At 73.4% G+C, this 15,299-nt stretch carries 14 protein-coding genes; 7 read left to right on the top strand and 7 right to left on the bottom strand.

Annotated elements, in window-relative coordinates; translation table 11 throughout:
• Positions 1 to 11 precede the first annotated feature (11 nt).
• Both ABZK10_RS04220 and ABZK10_RS04215 read left to right on the top strand, forming a co-directional pair.
• Positions 12 to 377, top strand: a complete 366-nt coding sequence (locus tag ABZK10_RS04220) for an ArsR/SmtB family transcription factor (protein WP_436408522.1) — start codon at positions 12 to 14, stop codon at positions 375 to 377.
• Complete coding sequence (locus tag ABZK10_RS04215; RefSeq protein ID WP_353807940.1) at positions 374 to 1,051, top strand: aquaporin; 678 nt, start codon at positions 374 to 376, stop codon at positions 1,049 to 1,051. Before ABZK10_RS04220 ends, ABZK10_RS04215 begins: the two co-directional genes overlap by 4 nt.
• A 136-nt stretch (positions 1,052 to 1,187) precedes the next feature.
• On the opposite strand, the gene ABZK10_RS04210 is transcribed toward ABZK10_RS04215, so the two are convergent.
• From ABZK10_RS04210 to ABZK10_RS04180, 7 genes are all read right to left on the bottom strand, one after another.
• A complete protein-coding gene (locus ABZK10_RS04210) occupies positions 1,188 to 2,087 on the bottom strand; it encodes an ABC transporter ATP-binding protein (RefSeq protein ID WP_353807939.1) in 900 nt (299 codons plus the stop codon).
• Positions 2,084 to 3,298 (bottom strand): putative F420-0 ABC transporter permease subunit, encoded by a 1,215-nt coding sequence (locus ABZK10_RS04205; protein WP_353807938.1) that lies wholly within the window; start codon positions 3,296 to 3,298, stop codon positions 2,084 to 2,086. Before ABZK10_RS04205 ends, ABZK10_RS04210 begins: the two co-directional genes overlap by 4 nt.
• Positions 3,295 to 4,305: a putative F420-0 ABC transporter substrate-binding protein gene (locus ABZK10_RS04200; RefSeq protein ID WP_353807937.1), complete on the bottom strand. Its 1,011-nt coding sequence runs from the start codon at positions 4,303 to 4,305 to the stop codon at positions 3,295 to 3,297. The genes ABZK10_RS04205 and ABZK10_RS04200 overlap by 4 nt, the downstream gene beginning before the upstream one ends.
• 278 nt (positions 4,306 to 4,583) lie before the next feature.
• Complete coding sequence (gene cofD, locus ABZK10_RS04195; RefSeq protein WP_353807936.1) at positions 4,584 to 5,582, bottom strand: 2-phospho-L-lactate transferase; 999 nt, start codon at positions 5,580 to 5,582, stop codon at positions 4,584 to 4,586.
• Between the two features lie 211 nt (positions 5,583 to 5,793).
• Positions 5,794 to 6,159 (bottom strand): hypothetical protein, encoded by a 366-nt coding sequence (locus ABZK10_RS04190; RefSeq protein ID WP_353807935.1) that lies wholly within the window; start codon positions 6,157 to 6,159, stop codon positions 5,794 to 5,796.
• A 141-nt stretch (positions 6,160 to 6,300) separates the two neighbouring features.
• Positions 6,301 to 7,878: an HNH endonuclease signature motif containing protein gene (locus ABZK10_RS04185; protein WP_353807934.1), complete on the bottom strand. Its 1,578-nt coding sequence runs from the start codon at positions 7,876 to 7,878 to the stop codon at positions 6,301 to 6,303.
• A gap of 300 nt (positions 7,879 to 8,178) precedes the next feature.
• A complete protein-coding gene (locus tag ABZK10_RS04180) occupies positions 8,179 to 9,807 on the bottom strand; it encodes an aminotransferase-like domain-containing protein (protein ID WP_353807933.1) in 1,629 nt (542 codons plus the stop codon).
• Positions 9,808 to 10,026: 219 nt separating this feature from the next.
• On the opposite strand from ABZK10_RS04180, the gene ABZK10_RS04175 reads away from it, so the two are divergent.
• The 5 genes from ABZK10_RS04175 to ABZK10_RS04155 all read left to right on the top strand — a co-directional run bounded on the left by ABZK10_RS04175 (position 10,027) and on the right by ABZK10_RS04155 (position 15,294).
• Positions 10,027 to 10,875, top strand: coding sequence for a nitrilase-related carbon-nitrogen hydrolase (locus tag ABZK10_RS04175; protein WP_353807932.1), 849 nt, complete (start codon positions 10,027 to 10,029; stop codon positions 10,873 to 10,875).
• Positions 10,876 to 10,974: 99 nt separating this feature from the next.
• Entirely contained in the window at positions 10,975 to 12,411 is a 1,437-nt protein-coding gene (hydA, locus tag ABZK10_RS04170; RefSeq protein WP_353807931.1) for a dihydropyrimidinase, read from the top strand.
• Between the two features lie 80 nt (positions 12,412 to 12,491).
• Positions 12,492 to 13,508: a TIGR03842 family LLM class F420-dependent oxidoreductase gene (locus tag ABZK10_RS04165; protein ID WP_353807930.1), complete on the top strand. Its 1,017-nt coding sequence runs from the start codon at positions 12,492 to 12,494 to the stop codon at positions 13,506 to 13,508.
• Complete coding sequence (locus ABZK10_RS04160) at positions 13,505 to 14,476, top strand: ABC transporter permease (RefSeq protein ID WP_353807929.1); 972 nt, start codon at positions 13,505 to 13,507, stop codon at positions 14,474 to 14,476. Before ABZK10_RS04165 ends, ABZK10_RS04160 begins: the two co-directional genes overlap by 4 nt.
• The gene (locus ABZK10_RS04155; protein WP_353807928.1) at positions 14,473 to 15,294 is read left to right on the top strand and encodes an ABC transporter ATP-binding protein; all 822 of its coding nucleotides are present in this window, start codon (positions 14,473 to 14,475) and stop codon (positions 15,292 to 15,294) included. The genes ABZK10_RS04160 and ABZK10_RS04155 overlap by 4 nt, the downstream gene beginning before the upstream one ends.
• The last annotated feature ends 5 nt before the right edge of the window (positions 15,295 to 15,299 follow it).

The raw sequence follows: 15,299 nt of genomic DNA, 5'->3' as shown, positions 1-15,299 counted from the left end.
AACCGATCGCGATCCTCGACGCCCCCGACGGCGCCCCGGTCGTCGCCGCTCCGGCAGCCGCCGCCGCCTGCTGCGCGCCGATCGCCGCCGAGCCCCTCGACCTCGACCAGGCGCAGGACCTCGCGCACGCCCTCAAGGCGCTCGCCGACCCGACCCGCCTCCGGCTCATGTCGATCGTCGCGGCCGCCGAGGGCGGCGAGGCCTGCGCGTGCGACCTCACCGAACCGGTCGGCCTCAGCCAGTCCACCGTGTCGCACCACCTCAAGGTGCTCACCGACGCCGGGTTCCTCACCCGCACCCAGCGGGGCACGTGGGCCTACTTCTCGCTCGTGCCGGGCGCCCTCGCGGGGCTCGCCTCGGTGCTGGGCGACGCGTGAACGCGGCATCCGCCCGCCGTCTCGCCGCGGAGTTCGTCGGCAGCGCCGGGCTCGCGGTCGTCGTGATCGGCTCGGGCATCATGGGCGCCTCGCTGACCGCCGACACCGGGGTGGCGCTGCTCATCAACGCCATCGCGACCGCGTTCGGCCTCGCCGTGCTGATCCTCGCGTTCCAGACCGTGAGCGGCGCGCACTTCAACCCGGTCGTCTCGCTCGCCGACGCCGCGCTCGGGTACCGCGGCTGGGGCGACGTGGCCCGCTACCTCCCGGCGCAGGTGATCGGATGCCTCACCGGCGCCGTGCTCGCGAACCTCATGTTCGCGCTGCCGGCCGCCACGTGGAGCACGACCGACCGCGCGACGCCCGCGCACCTGCTCGCCGAGGTCGTGGCGACCGCCGGGCTCGTCGGGCTGATCTTCGCGCTCGCGCGCACCGGGCGGGCGGCGCTCGCCGGGCCCGCAGTGGGCGCCTACATCGGGGCGGCGTACTTCTTCACGTCGTCGACGAGCTTCGCGAACCCGGCGATCACGGTCGGGCGCATGATCTCGGACACCTTCGCGGGCATCGCCCCGGCATCCGTGCTGCCCTTCATCGGCGCGCAACTCGTCGGCGGTGCGATCGCGCTGGTCGTGGTGCGCTTCGTCTTCCCGAAGCCGCTGCCGCACGCCCGCTGACGCCCTGCCCGGGTGCCCGCGCGTGCTCGTGCACCCGAGACCCGTCGATTCACTGCGTTCCGGGGGCTGAGAGCGCAGGAGATTGACGGGTCTCGTGCGTCTCGTGGGTCTCGTGGGTCGCGTGCGGGCGCAGACGTCAGTCGCGGTCGTCGAGGTAGGCGATGAGGGGGCGGCCCGTGCGCGGGTGCGCCAGCACGTCGGCGCGCACGCCCCACACGTCGTGGATGAGCGCGGGCGTGAGGGTCTCGGCCGCGGGGCCGGCGGCGACGACGCGGCCCTCGTGCAGCACGACGACGTGGTCGGCGTACGCCGCGGCGAGCCCGAGGTCGTGCAGGGCGGCCAGCACCGTGAGGCCGCCGCGGGCGAGCTCGCCGAGCAGCGAGAGGGTCGTGAGCTGCGCCCGGATGTCGAGGTGGTTCGTCGGCTCGTCGAGCAGCAGTAGCGCGGGCTCCTGCGCGAGGGCGCGGGCGAGGTTGACGCGCTGGCGCTCGCCGCCCGAGAGCGTGCCGTACTCGCGGTCGGCGAGGTGGGTGAGCCCGGCGTCGTCGATGCAGCGCTGCACGAGCGCGCGGTCGAACTCGCCGAGCCCCTGGAACGCCCCGAGGTGCGGCGTGCGTCCGAGTGCCACGACCTCGTGCACGCGCAGGCCGGGCTCGTCGCGCACCTCCTGCTCCGCGAGGGCGATGACCCGCGCGCGCTCGCGACGCCGCAGGGCCCGCAGGTCGCGGTCGTCGAAGCGCACGGCACCCGCATCCGCCCGCTCGAGTCCCGCGATCAGGTGCAGCAGCGTCGACTTGCCGGCGCCGTTGGGTCCGACGAGCGCGCCGACCGATCCGGCCGGCACCGTGATGTCGACCCCGTCGACGATGAGGCGCTCGCCGCGGGCGAACCGCACCCGCTCGGCCGCGAGCCCGCGCCCGTGCGTCGCCCCGTCGGTCGCCGAGGCGTCATGGAGGGCTGCTTCCGGCACCCGGGCGGCGACGTCTCGTGACGACCCGAGGGGAGGGGTGAGGTCGGTGCGGGTCTCGGTGGTCATGAGATCCTCCGGTTGCGGAGCATGATGAGCGCGAACACCGGTCCGCCGATGAGCGCGGTGAGGATGCCGACGGGCAGCTCGCGCGGGTCGAAGAGCGTGCGCGCGCCGGTGTCGGCCCAGACCAGGAACAGGGCGCCGGCCAGCGCGGAGAGCGGCAGCAGGGCGCGGTGCCGCGAGCCGACGAGCAGGCGCACCGCGTGCGGCAGGATCAGTCCGACGAACCCGATCGACCCCGACACCGCGACGAGCGCGCCCGTGAGCAGCGCGGTGCCGGCCAGCAGCAGCGCCCGGCTGCGTCCGACGTGCACGCCCAGCGCCGCGGCGGCGGTGTCGCCGAACGCGAACGCGTCGAGCGTGCGCGCGCTGGCGATGAGCGGCAGGCCGATCACGACGACCGCGATGCCGGCGATCGCGACCGAGGTCCAGTCGGTGCCGGCGAGCGAGCCGAGCAGCCAGTTGAGGATCTCGCGGTAGCTGTCGCCGGTCGCGCTCCAGAAGATGACGAGGCTCGTGATCGCGCCGAACACGCTCGACACCGCGAGCCCGGCGAGCACCGTGCGGGTCGGGGTCAGGGTGCCCGCGGCGCTCGCCAGCCCGAGGGTCGCGACGAGCGCGAGCAGCGCGCCTGCGAACGCGGCCACCGGCAGCAGCAGGCCGACGCCCAGCACGATCACGATCACCGCGCCGACCGATGCGCCCGACGAGAGGCCGAGCAGGTACGGGTCGGCGAGCGGGTTGCGCGTGAGCGCCTGCATCACCGCGCCGCACAGGGCGAGGCCCGCGCCGACCGCGGCGGCGGTGAGCACCCGGGGCATGCGCAGCTCCCAGACGATGCCGTCGCGCAACGGCGACAGGGTCGGGTCGCCGATGCCGAGGTGGGCGAGGATGCTCGCGCCGACGTCGGCGGGGCTGAGGTCGGCCGGTCCGATGGTGACGGCCACGACGACGGATGCCACGAGCGCGACGCCGAGCAGCAGGGCCCAGCCGGCCGTGCGGATGCCACGGGTGCGCGGCGTCGCCGGAGCAGCGGTCGTTCGAGCGGCGCCCGACGGGGCAGTGCTCGCCGGAGCTGCGCTCGCGGCCCGGCCCTCGCCGTCGCGCCTCCCGGGCCCCGCAGCATCGCCGTGCACGGGCGCGGCGCCCGCCGTCGCGCGCGCGGACGGCTCGGCGCGCGCGCCCGCGCGCTCCGAGGCATCCGTTCGCTGCGTCATCTGGACCCGAGCTCCTCCAGCTGCGCGACGATCGACTCGACCGCGCTGACGTTGCGCACCCCGGCCTCGGTCGCGGGGAAGTCGACGACGACGTACCGCTGCTCCTGCACCGCGGGCAGCGCGGCCGTGGCCGGGTTCTGCTCGAGCAGCTCGATCTTCGACGCCGCGGTGTTCCAGGCGGCGTCGACCAGCACGATCACGTCGGGCTCGGCGTCGACGATCGCCTCCCAGCCCATCGAGGTCCAGGTGTCGTGCACGTCGGCCGCGATGTTCGTCAGCCCCGCGGCGTCCATGATCATCTGCGGCGCGCCGATGCCCGCACCGACGTAGGGGGTGTCGCTGCCCGAGCTGTACCAGAGCGCCGTGAGGCCCTCGTCGTTCGGCACGATCGCGTCGAGCGCGGCCTGCTGGCCCGCGATCAGGCCCTCCGCCGCCGCCGGCACGCCGAAGATCGCGCCGGCCTCGGCGAACTCGGCGAACACCTCGTCGAACGTGAGCGGGTCGGGCATGTAACCCTCCTCCTTGCACGCCGCCGGGGCCACGTAGGTGTGCACGCCGAGCTGCTCGAGCGTGTCGCGCTCGCCGGCGCCGTCGGCGGAGAAGTTCGACTCCCAGCCGGCGAAGACGAGGTCGGGCTCGGCGGCCAGCGTCACCTCCTGGGAGGGCACCTTGTCGGAGAGCACCGGGATCTGGTCGGCCAGCCCCGAGTACGCCTCGGGCACGGGTCCGTCGGTGAACGCGACGCCGGCGATGCGGTCGCCGAGGCCGAGCGCGAGCATCAGTTCGTAGGTCGACGACTTGATCGTCACCACGTGCTCGGGCGCGGACTCGAAGGTCACCTCGGTGCCGCAGTTGTCGACGGTGAGCGGGTAGCCGGAGGCGGCGTCGGGCGCCGCGGTCTCGGCGGGGGCGTCGGCGCCCGCGCAGCCGGCGAGCAGCGCGGCGAGGGGCAGGGCGGCGGATGCCGCGCGCAGGGCGCGGCGGGAACGGGGGCGTGCAGCGGGCATGGGGCCTTCCGGGTCGGCACAGCGGTTGGAGACAACAGGTGTACGGATCCGACGAACGTCGGCGACGGGGCCCAAGCCCGGGCCTTCGCACCGGTCAGAGCAGGACCGGCGGTCGTCGCCAGTCTAGCGGCGCGTCCGACGGAGGCGAGCGGATGCTGCCCGCGTCGATGCGCGCCCGGCCTCCGGTGCGTGCCCGCGTCGACGCCCGTGGCGCGCGTGGCGACGCCGCCCGCGGGGTGCGGATCGGCCCGGGGCGGACGCCGCCCGCGAGTCGAGCGTCAGCCCAGGGCGAGGTCGATGGCATCGCCGGCGAGCTTCGCCGACGTGTCGGGGTCGCGCATCCAGAGCGGCACCGCGGCGGTGCGGATGCCGGCCGAGACGAGCGACGGCGTGCTCGAGGCATCCGTCTCGTCGACCAGCCACGCATCGAGCACGCCGCCGTGCGACCGCGCGCCGTAGTGCCGGGCCACGGCTGCGGCATCCGTCGCCACCCCGATGGCGGTGAGGCACGCGTCGGCCATGCCGCGCACGACGGAGCCCGCGATGATCGGCGAGACGCCGACGACGGGGGCGGATGCCGCGACGACCGCGTCGCGCACGCCCGGCACGCCGAGGATCGGGCCGATCGAGACGACGGGGTTCGACGGCGCGAACATCACCAGATCGGCGTCGGCGATGCGCTCGAGCACGCCGGGCGCCGGGCTCGCGACCTCGATGTCGAGCTGCCGGAACGAGCGCGCGCGCATGGTGGCGCGGTGACGCGTCCACCACTCCTGGAAGTGCATCTCGCGGGTGCCCGCGGGCGCCTCGGGGTCGTCGACCAGCACCTGCGTGTCGATCTCCTGGTCGGTGACCGGGTGCAGGCGCGCGCCGAGGCGCCACCGCCGCTGCAGGCGTTCGGCGACCTGCGTGGGGGTCTGTCCGTCGCGGAGCCAGGAGGTGCGCGCGATGTGGGTGCCCAGGTCGAGGTCGCCGAGCGTGAACCACGGCCATCCGGCGCCCCACGCGGCGAGTTCGTCGCTCACGCGCTCGGTCTCGCCCGCGCGGCCCCAGCCGCGGATCTCGTCGTTCACGCCCGCGAGCGCGTAGAGCAGCGAGTCGAAGTCGGGCATGAGCCGCAGGCCCGCGAGCCAGAGGTCGTCGCCCGTGTTCACGACGACGTCGATCTCGGCGGTCGTGCCGCCCTCCCCGTCGGGCCAGCGGCGGATGCATTCCTCGCGCAGCCCGCGCGTGAACCTCGCGCCCCCGACTCCTCCGGCGAGCACCGTGATCCGCATTCGACCAGCCTACGTCCGCCCGGTGCATGCGGGTGCGACGGGGCGGGTCGGGGTGCGACGCGCTGGCTCCGGGGCGTGGCGCGGTGGGTCGGTGGTGTGTGGCGCGGCGCTGGGCGACGCGGCGCTGCGCGGCGCTGCGCGACGCTGCGGGGCGCTGCGCGACGCTGCGGGGCGCTGCGCGACGCTGCGGGGCGCTGCGTGACGCGGCGGCTCAGGCGTCGGCGGTGACGGGCCCGCGCTCGCCCGCGTGCACGCCGGCGAAGTAGCGGGCGATGGCGATGCCCGCCGCCCACGCGCTCGAGATCGCGACGACGGTGTCGGCGTTCGCGCCGAAGCGGAAGCGTCCGACCCCGAACAGGAGTGCTGCGCCGGCGACCGCGTTGGCCCCGCTCCACACGACGTTCGTCTCGGGGGACGACTCGCCCACGCCGGGCGGCTGCCCGAACGGACTCTGGAAGCGCCTGCCCGAGAGTCCGTGCACCCCGTGCGGCACGGCGTTGACGAGCAGTGCGGCGCCGGCCGCGTGCGCGAGCAGGTGCGAGACGGGCGTGCGGGTGGAGCGGGCTGGCGTGGGCATCGGCTTCCCTCCGGTCGGCGTGCGCGGCGAACCTAGCACGGGCGCGGCGACCCGCCCCGCGCGGTGTGCATACGTCGGCACGGCGACCCGCCCCGCGCGGTGTGCACACGTCGGCGTCGTGGGCGCTGCGGGCGCGGCACGTCACGCGACGCGCGCGGGCACCTCGAATCGCGCGCGGCCGCCGAGCCGCGGTCGTCGCGCCGCGTCGACGTGCGGCGGCGGCACGAACCACACCGTGCCGTCGCGCACCGAGACGCCCCACCCTTCCCGGTGCACCGAGTGGTGGCAGAAGCTGCACAGCATCACGCCGTTGTCGAGGTCGGTCGGGCCGGCGTCGCGTTCCCACCAGCGGATGTGGTGGGCCTCCGCCCAGGTGACGTTCTGGCCGCACGAGGCGCAGCCGCAGTCGCGCTCGGCGAGTGCGAGGCGCTGCTCGCGCGTGAACAGTCGCGCCGCGCGTCCGAGGTCGAGCGGCACGCTGTCGCCGCCCATCACGGCCGGGATCACCTCCGCATCGGCGGCCATGCGCCGCACGGCACCGGCCGGGATCGGCTGGTCGATGCCGTCGATCGTCGCGACACCGGTGCCCGCCTGCAGGTCGGCGAGGTCGACGCGCACCACGACGGTGGTGCGGGCGAGTGGGGCGGATGCCTCGGAGCATCCGATCACGTGTCGTGCCAGCGCCGCGAGCGCGTCGGCCTGGAGTTGCGGGATGGTGCGCTGCGCCGCGGCGACCCCGCTCGTGACCGTGCCGCTCAGGGGATCGATGCCGCCGACGGTCGCTCCGGGCGAGCGAGGTGCGCCGGGTGCCCGGCGCTCGGTGGCATCCGCTCCCGCCGTCGCGCCTCGCGAACCGTCGGGTTCGCCCGAGCGCAGCGCGTCGGTCGTGAACGCGTCGATCGCGGCCTTCACCGGTGCGGCGGTGACGGGGTCGAGCCGCGCCCGCAGCACGACCATGCCGCCGCGCTCCTCGCGGATCGTGAGCGACCGCTCCTCGCGCAGCTCCTCGTTTCGCGGCGCGACGCCGTCGGGGTCGAGCCAGGCCTCGGCGTGCTTCACGGCGCGGTGCAGCTGCTCGAGGGTGAGCGTCGAGGCGTTGACGGCGAGCACCGACTCGGCCTGTTCGGCCTGCGCCCGGTCGGACCGCAACCGCACGCGCTCCAGCATGCCCGTGATCGCCGCGGCGGCATCGACACTGATGGTGCCTGCCCGCAGGGCCACTGCGACATGCGGATGCCGCGCCGGCAGCCGCTCGCCCACGAACGAGGTGCGGTCGGCGGTGGCCGTGCCGACGGCGATGAGCTTCGACGCGTCGCCGGTGCTGCCGCCCGTCGCCGAGGCGATGAGCCGGGCCGGGTTGTGGAAGCCGCGCTGCTTCGCGAGCCCCTCGGCGCCGAGCTCGCGCCGTGATCGCCGGGCGACCTCCGCCGACGCCTGCGCGAGCAACGCCTCGATGTCGCGCCGGGCCTGCGACAGCGCGTCCGTCACGCGCACGAGCCCGTCGTCGCTCAGCGCATCGAAACCCGCGGAGGGGTCGGTCTCGCCGAACGCATCGCTCCCGTGGTCGGCTGCGGCTCCGCTGCTTGCGGCGGCTCCGCCGCGTGCGGTGGCAGCGCCCGCGTCGGATGCCGTGGCACCGCCGAACGCCGACACTCCGCCGCTCCAGGCGTCGCGAAGCGCATCGAGGTCTCTCGACAGCGCTGCGACGGGGGCTTCCATGTCTTCATGGTGACAGGGGCCACTGACATTCGAATCCTGCCCATGACCAGCGGTTTCGTTCTCCACAGGTGGCCCGGGGGAACCCTCCTGTGGAGGAGCCGACGGACGCCGCGCTCGAACCGTTCGCGCCCCACGGCCGAAGCGCGCGAGCCTCACGGCCGAAGCGCGCGAGCCTCACGGCCGAAGCCCGCGAGCCTCACGGCCGAAGCGCGAGCCCTGGCTGAAGCGCGAGCCCTGGCTGAAACGCGAGCCCTCGTGGCCGAAGCCCGCGGGCGCCGCAGCCGAGGTGCACGAACGCCGTCAGTAGCCGCCGGCCGCGTGGTGGTGGGCCGCGGTCGCGAGCGCGTCGGCCACGTCGTCGATGCCCTCGCGCACGACGCCGACGGTGACGCGCACGAAGTCGCGCGGGCGCCGCGACGGCGACCCCCCGGTCCGCGATGCAGACCCGCCCGACCGCCCGGGTGACCCCGCAAGCGCCCCGCCCGGCCCCGAGGCATCCGCCCCCGCCGCCAGGAAGGGCGTGCCCGCCGCCACGCGGATGCCCCCGGCCGCCAGCTGCACCAGGGCCGACCGCTCGCTCACCACGGGCACCCACAGGTTGATGCCGTCGGCGTGCGCGACCTCGACCCCCCGCGAACGGAGCGCATCGCCCAGCGCGCGCTGGCGCGTGTAGTACTGGCGGCGGGCCTCGGCGACGGCGTCGATCGAGGCGCCGTCGGTGAGCAGGTCGAGCAGGATCCCCTGGAGCATGCGCGAGGTCCAGCCGGGGCCGATCATGCGGCGCGCGATGACCCGGTCGACGAGGTGGCGCGGCCCGCCGAGGGCGGCGATGCGCAGGTCGGGCCCGTGCGACTTCGAGAAGCTGCGCACGTGCACGACGCGCTCGGGCAGCCAGGTGCCCAGCGTCACATCGCCCTCGGTCGAGATGAGGCCCGAGTGGTCGTCTTCGACGACGAGCAGGTCGTCCACGTCGTGAGCGGAGCGGATGACCCCCGCCAGCGCCCCGGCCCGAGCAGGCGTCATCGACGCGCCGGTCGGGTTCTGCGCCCGCGGCTGCAGCAGCACGGCGGCGGGGCGGCGCAACAGCGCGGCGGCGAGCGACTCGGGCACCATGCCGGAGCCGTCCATGCGCACCGGCACGGGCTCGGCGCCGAGCAGTTCGATCAGGTCGAGGAAGGGCGGGAAGCCCGGATGCTCCACCACGACGCGGTCGCCCAGGCGCACCACCTGCTCGAGGGTGCGGCTGATCGCGTCGAGCGCGCCGTCGACCACCATGATCGTCTCGGCCTGCGCGGGCCACGAGTCGGCGAGCACCGCGGCGAGCTCGGGGATCACCGGCTCCTGCTGGTAGCTGCCGGTCTCGGCGCGCGCGGAGACGCGCGACAGCGCGGGCCCGAGGGGCGGCAGCAGCAGCGGGTCGGGCGTGCCGCGCGAGAGGTCGAGGCGCACGGGGTCGTCGGGAGCGGCCATGCCGCGCATGCGGGGGGCGAGCCAGGTGGGGGCCGTGTCGCGCACGAACGAGCCCGCGCGGCCCCGCGACTCGATGAGGCCGGCGCGCGCGAGCGCCTGCCACGACTGGCTGATGGTCGCCGGGCTCACGCCGAGCGCGGTGCCGAGCTCGCGCACGGTGGGCAGGCGGATGCCCGCTGCGAGGTCGCCGTCGTTGATCAGGCGCGCGAGCACGCCGGCGATGGCGCGGGGCGTGCGGTCGGGGAACTCGGGCGCGACGGACAGCCCGGGGAACAGCGCGCCGAGGTCGGACGCGGGCCCAGAGACGGCCGCCGACGATCCGGCCGCCGACGTACCGGATGCGGGCGCCGCGAGCGAAGCGGCATCCGCCCCGCCCGTCGCCGTGTCGAGGGCAGGCGCCGCAGAACCGGCATCCGTCGCCCCTCGCACCGCCTCACCGCCCACACGAATACTCGACACGACCATTGCCTCCTGACGAAGAGAGGGACAGGATGATTAACCACAACGTCACAGGGTGAAACACAAGAGAAATGTTCACGCCGAAGAATAACAGAACGGGCGCGGAGCCCGGGCAGACACGTTCCATCGGCACCACAGCTCGGCGTTCCCCCAGCGCCCGGTAGGCCCACCAGAGCCCACCGAGCGGCGGCAACGACGCCGACCGACTCAGGAGGCAGCATGACGATCGTTCGAGCGGCGATCACGCAGACGACGTGGACCGGCGACAAGGACTCGATGCTCGACAAGCACGAGCAGTTCGCGCGGGACGCCAAGGAGCAGGGCGCCCAGGTGATCTGCTTCCAGGAGCTGTTCTACGGCCCCTACTTCGGCATCACCGAGGACGTGAAGTACTACGACTTCGCCGAGCCGGCCGACGGCCCCATCGTGCAGCGCTTCGCGGCGCTCGCGGCCGAGCTCGGCATGGTGATGGTGCTCCCGATCTACGAGGAGGAGCAGCCCGGGGTGTACTACAACACCGCGGTGGTCGTCGACAACGACGGCACCATCCTCGGCAAGTACCGCAAGCACCACATCCCGAACCTCGACAAGTTCTGGGAGAAGTTCTACTTCCGCCCCGGCAACCTCGGCTACCCGGTCTTCCAGACCGCGGTCGGGCCGATCGGCGTGTACATCTGCTACGACCGGCACTTCCCCGAGGGCTGGCGCGAGCTGGGCCTGAACGGCGCGCAGATCGTGTTCAACCCGAACGCGACCAAGCCCGGCCTGTCGAACCGGCTCTGGGAGATCGAGCAGCCCGCCGCGGCCGCCGCCAACGGGTACTTCGTCGCCGCGCCCAACCGCGTCGGCCGCGAGGACAACGAGTACGGCGACCTCGCCGTCGACTTCTACGGGTCGAGCCAGTTCTGCGACCCGCAGGGCAACATCGTCGGCGAGTACGGCTCGCAGCACGACGAGGAGATCGTCGTGCGCGACCTCGACATGGACATGATCCGCCAGGTGCGCAACGCCTGGCAGTTCTACCGCGACCGGCGACCGGAGTCGTACACGTCGATCCCGAAGCCCTGAGACGTCGCCACGGGGCATCCGACACCTCTCACGGATGCCCCGGGGCGACCCCACCGGCACCGAGAACGTCCTGACCCGCATCCAGCGAAGGAGCGACCCATGGCAACCACCCTCATCACCGGCGGCACCGTCGTCAGCGCGACCGGCCGGGCACCGGCCGACGTGCTCGTCGACGGCGAGCGCATCGTCGCCGTGCTCGAGCCCGGCAGCGAGCTGCTCGGCACCGACCTGAAGTCGGGCGTCGACACCGTGATCGACGCGACCGGCAAGTACGTCATCCCGGGCGGCATCGACGCCCACACGCACATGGAGCTGCCCTTCGGCGGCACCGCCGCGATCGACACGTTCGAGACGGGCACCCGCGCGGCCGCGCACGGCGGCACGACCTCGATCGTCGACTTCGCCGTGCAGCGCTACGGCGAGCGCGTGCAGGACGGCCTCGACGCGTGGCACGCCAAGGCCGCCGGGGAGTGCGCCATCGACTACGGCTTCCACCAGATCATCGGCGGCGTCGACGCCGACGCGATCGCGGCCATGAAGACGCTGCCCGACCAGGGCGTGACGAGCTTCAAGCTGTTCATGGCCTACCCGGGCGTCTTCTACTCCGACGACGCGCAGATCCTGAAGGCCATGCAGGTCAGCCGCGACACCGGCATGCTCACGATGATGCACGCCGAGAACGGCCCCGCCATCGACGTGCTCGCCGAGCAGCTGATCGAGGAGGGCAAGACCGACCCGTACTACCACGGCATCGCCCGCGCCTGGCAGATGGAGGAGGAGGCGACGCACCGCGCGATCATGCTCGCGAACCTCACCGGTGCGCCGCTGTACGTCGTGCACGTCTCCGCCAAGCAGGCCGTCGAGCAGCTCGCCTGGGCGCGCGACAAGGGCCAGAACGTCTTCGGCGAGACCTGCCCGCAGTACCTCTACCTCTCGCTCGAGGAGCAGCTCGGCGCCTCGAGCGACGAGTGGGGTGCATTCGAGGGCGCCAAGTGGGTGTGCTCCACGCCGCTGCGCTCGCGCGAGGAGGGCCACCAGGACGCCATGTGGCAGGCGCTGCGCACGAACGACCTGCAGATGGTCTCGACCGACCACTGCCCGTTCTGCATGAAGGACCAGAAGGAGCTCGGCCTCGGCGACTTCCGCAAGATCCCGAACGGCATCGGCTCGATCGAGCACCGCATGGACCTCATGTACCAGGGCGTCGTGACCGGCGAGATCACGCTCGAGCGCTGGGTCGAGCTCACGAGCACGACCCCGGCCCGCATGTTCGGCATGTACGGCCAGAAGGGCGTCATCCAGCCCGGCGCCGACGCCGACATCGTGGTCTACGACCCGAACGGGCACACCTCGATCGGCCTCGGCAAGACGCACCACATGGCGATGGACCACTCCGCCTGGGAGGGCTACGAGATCGACGGCCACGTCGACACGGTGCTCTCGCGCGGCAGGGTCATCGTTGACGACAACGCGTACCTCGGCGCCAAGGGCGACGGCCGCTTCATCAAGCGGGGACTCAGCCAGTACCTCGTCTAGGGGGCGAGCGGATGCCCCTGAGGCGCACCGTCGACCCAGGGGCATCCGCTCGGCACCACCTGCTCAGGAAGGAACACATCATGGACTTCGGAGTCGTCCTCCAGACCAACCCGCCCTCGTCGCGCGTGGTGCAGCTCTCGCAGCTCGCCGAGGTGCACGGCTTCAGCACGGCGTGGACCTTCGACTCGCACCTGCTCTGGCAGGAGCCGTACGTCATCCACTCGCAGATTCTCGCCGAGACGAAGCGCATGAAGGTCGGCCCGTTCGTGACGAACCCGGCGACCCGCGACTGGACCGTGACCGCGTCGACGTTCGCGACGCTCAACGAGATGTACGGCAACCGCACGATCTGCGGCATCGGCCGCGGCGACTCGGCGGTGCGCGTGACCAACGGCAAGCCCGTCACGATGAAGGAGCTGCGCGAGTCGATCCACGTGATCCGCGAGCTCGGCAACTCGCGCGAGGTCGAGTACAAGGGCTCGAAGATCCGATTCCCATGGTCGGTGGGCTCCGAGCTCGAGGTGTGGGTCGCCGCCTACGGGCCGATGGCCCTGAAGCTCACGGGCGAGGTGGGCGACGGGTTCATCCTGCAGCTCGCCGACGTCGACATCGCGAAGTGGATGATCCGCACCGTGCGCGAGGCCGCAGAGGCGGCCGGGCGCGACCCCGACAGCATCACCTTCTGCGTCGCGGCCCCGTTCTACATCGGCGACGACTGGGAGCACATGCGCGAGCAGTGCCGCTGGTTCGGCGGCATGGTCGGCAACCACGTGGCCGACATCGTCGCCAAGTACGGCACGCACGGCGAGGTGCCCGAGGCGCTGACCGACTACATCGCGGGGCGCACCGGCTACGACTACAACACGCACGGCAAGGCCGACAACGACCACGTCGACTTCGTGCCCGACGAGATCGTCGACCGGTTCTGCCTCCTCGGCACGGCCGAGGACCACATCGCCAAGCTCGAGGAGCTGAAGGCCATCGGCGTCGACCACTTCGCCGGGTACCTCCAGCACGACAACAAGGAGGAGACGCTGCGGGTCTACGGCGAGACCGTGATCCCCGCGCTCTCCGACCTCGTCCTGGCCAAGGAATGACGGGAACCCTGCAGGACCAGCAGGCGGATGCCGCCCCGGTGGCCTCCGCCCCGCTCGGCGCGCCGCGTGCGGGCATCCGTCGCCGCCGCGGCGCCGCGGGGCGCGAGGCCGCGCGCTGGGCGTGGGGGCTCGCCGGCGTCGTGCTGGTCGCCGTCGTCTGGGAGCTGTACAAGTGGCTCGCACCGGCCGACGGCGTCGTGATCGGCGAGACGCGCGTGCTGCCGCGTACGACCGACCTGGCCATGCCGCACGTGTGGGACATGTTCGCCCGGCTCGGCGAGCCCGTGACCCGGGCGCCGGGCGCCAACGTGCTCTGGTTCGAGATCGCACTGGCCGCGCTCGTCACCCTCGGCATCGCCGCGGCGGGCTGGCTCGTCGGCGTGGTCGTCGGCATCGGCCTCGCGCTCGTGATGCAGCGCTGGCGGCTCGCCGAGTGGGGCCTGCTGCCGTGGATCGTCGTCAGCCAGACCGTGCCGCTCATCGCGTTCGCGCCGGTCGTGCGCAGCTGGGGCTCGCGCATCGAGATCGGCTCGTTCGAGTGGCAGGACTGGATGTCGGTCGCCCTCATCGCGAGCTACCTGGCGTTCTTCCCGATCGCCGTGGGCGCGCTGAAGGGCCTGCAGTCGCCCGACCGCATCCACACCGAGCTCATGACGACGTACGCCGCGGGCTACTGGCAGACCCTGTTCCGGCTGCGCTTCCCGGCATCCGTGCCCTACCTGCTGCCGGCCCTGCGCCTGGGCGCCGCGAACGCCGTGATCGGCGCGGTCGTCGCCGAGGTGTCGACGGGCCTGCAGGGCGGCATCGGCCGCCTCCTCATCCAGTTCGCCGGGCAGGCGTCGGGAGACCCCGCGAAGGCGTGGGCCCCGATCTTCGGCGCGATCGCCCTCGGCCTCGTCGCCGCGGGTTCCATCGCCCTGCTCGGCGTCATCCTGCAGAACTACCGCCGCGTGGAGGTCACCGCATGAGCACCGCACCGACGACGACCGCCGCCGTGCGCGTCACCGGGGTCGACAAGACGTTCGAGACCAAGTCGGGGCTCGTGCACGCCCTGCAGGGCATCGACCTCGAGGTCGCGGCGGGCGAGTTCGTCTCCCTCATCGGGCCGTCGGGGTGCGGCAAGTCGACGCTCATGCGCCTGATCGCCGACCTCGACGAACCGACCGCCGGCACCGTCGAGGTCAACGGCACGACCGCGCAGCAGGCACGGCTCGACCAGGCGTACGGCATCGCGTTCCAGCAGGCCGGCCTGCTGCCGTGGCGCACCGTCGCCGCGAACGTGGCGCTGCCGCTCGAGCTGCACGGCCCGTCGGGCGCCGCCCGTCGCGAGCGCGTGGCCGACCTGCTCGAGATGGTCGGGCTCTCCGACTTCGCCGACCGCTACCCCGACCAGCTCTCGGGCGGCATGCAGCAGCGCGTGGCGATCGCCCGGTCGCTGGCCGAGAAGCCCGGCATCCTGCTGATGGACGAGCCGTTCGGGGCGCTCGACGAGATGACCCGCGAGAAGATGCAGACCGACCTCGTGCGCATCTGCGCCGAGACGGGCGCCGCGGTCGTGTTCGTCACGCACTCGATCCCCGAGGCGGTGTTCCTCTCCGACCGGGTGGTCGTGATGAGCCCGCGGCCCGGGCGCATCCAGGAGATCGTGCCGATCGAGGTGGGGGCGGATGCCGCGCGCGACGACCACCTCCGCGAGGAGTCGGTGTTCTTCGAGCACGTGACCGCGGTGCGCGAGGCGCTGCACGGCGGCAGCACGTCGGCGGTGCGCGGGGTGGAGACGCGATGACCCGA

It is taken from the genome of Agromyces sp. SYSU T00194, from assembly GCF_040496035.1.
Lineage (GTDB): Bacteria > Actinomycetota > Actinomycetes > Actinomycetales > Microbacteriaceae > Agromyces > Agromyces chitinivorans.
The sequence above is the reverse complement of the archived record's forward strand: the minus strand, read 5'-3'. Positions and strand labels throughout refer to the sequence as shown.

Bases quoted from the DNA above. Each gene is read 5' to 3' on its own strand.
- ABZK10_RS04175 (WP_353807932.1), top strand. From the start codon at position 10,027: ATGACGATCGTTCGAGCGGCGATCACGCAGACGACGTGGACCGGCGAC.
- ABZK10_RS04205 (WP_353807938.1), bottom strand. From the start codon at position 3,298: ATGACGCAGCGAACGGATGCCTCGGAGCGCGCGGGCGCGCGCGCCGAG.
- cofD (WP_353807936.1), bottom strand. From the start codon at position 5,582: ATGCGGATCACGGTGCTCGCCGGAGGAGTCGGGGGCGCGAGGTTCACG.
- ABZK10_RS04165 (WP_353807930.1), top strand. From the start codon at position 12,492: ATGGACTTCGGAGTCGTCCTCCAGACCAACCCGCCCTCGTCGCGCGTG.
- ABZK10_RS04185 (WP_353807934.1), bottom strand. From the start codon at position 7,878: ATGGAAGCCCCCGTCGCAGCGCTGTCGAGAGACCTCGATGCGCTTCGC.
- ABZK10_RS04200 (WP_353807937.1), bottom strand. From the start codon at position 4,305: ATGCCCGCTGCACGCCCCCGTTCCCGCCGCGCCCTGCGCGCGGCATCC.
- ABZK10_RS04155 (WP_353807928.1), top strand. From the start codon at position 14,473: ATGAGCACCGCACCGACGACGACCGCCGCCGTGCGCGTCACCGGGGTC.
- ABZK10_RS04210 (WP_353807939.1), bottom strand. From the start codon at position 2,087: ATGACCACCGAGACCCGCACCGACCTCACCCCTCCCCTCGGGTCGTCA.
- hydA (WP_353807931.1), top strand. From the start codon at position 10,975: ATGGCAACCACCCTCATCACCGGCGGCACCGTCGTCAGCGCGACCGGC.
- ABZK10_RS04160 (WP_353807929.1), top strand. From the start codon at position 13,505: ATGACGGGAACCCTGCAGGACCAGCAGGCGGATGCCGCCCCGGTGGCC.
- ABZK10_RS04190 (WP_353807935.1), bottom strand. From the start codon at position 6,159: ATGCCCACGCCAGCCCGCTCCACCCGCACGCCCGTCTCGCACCTGCTC.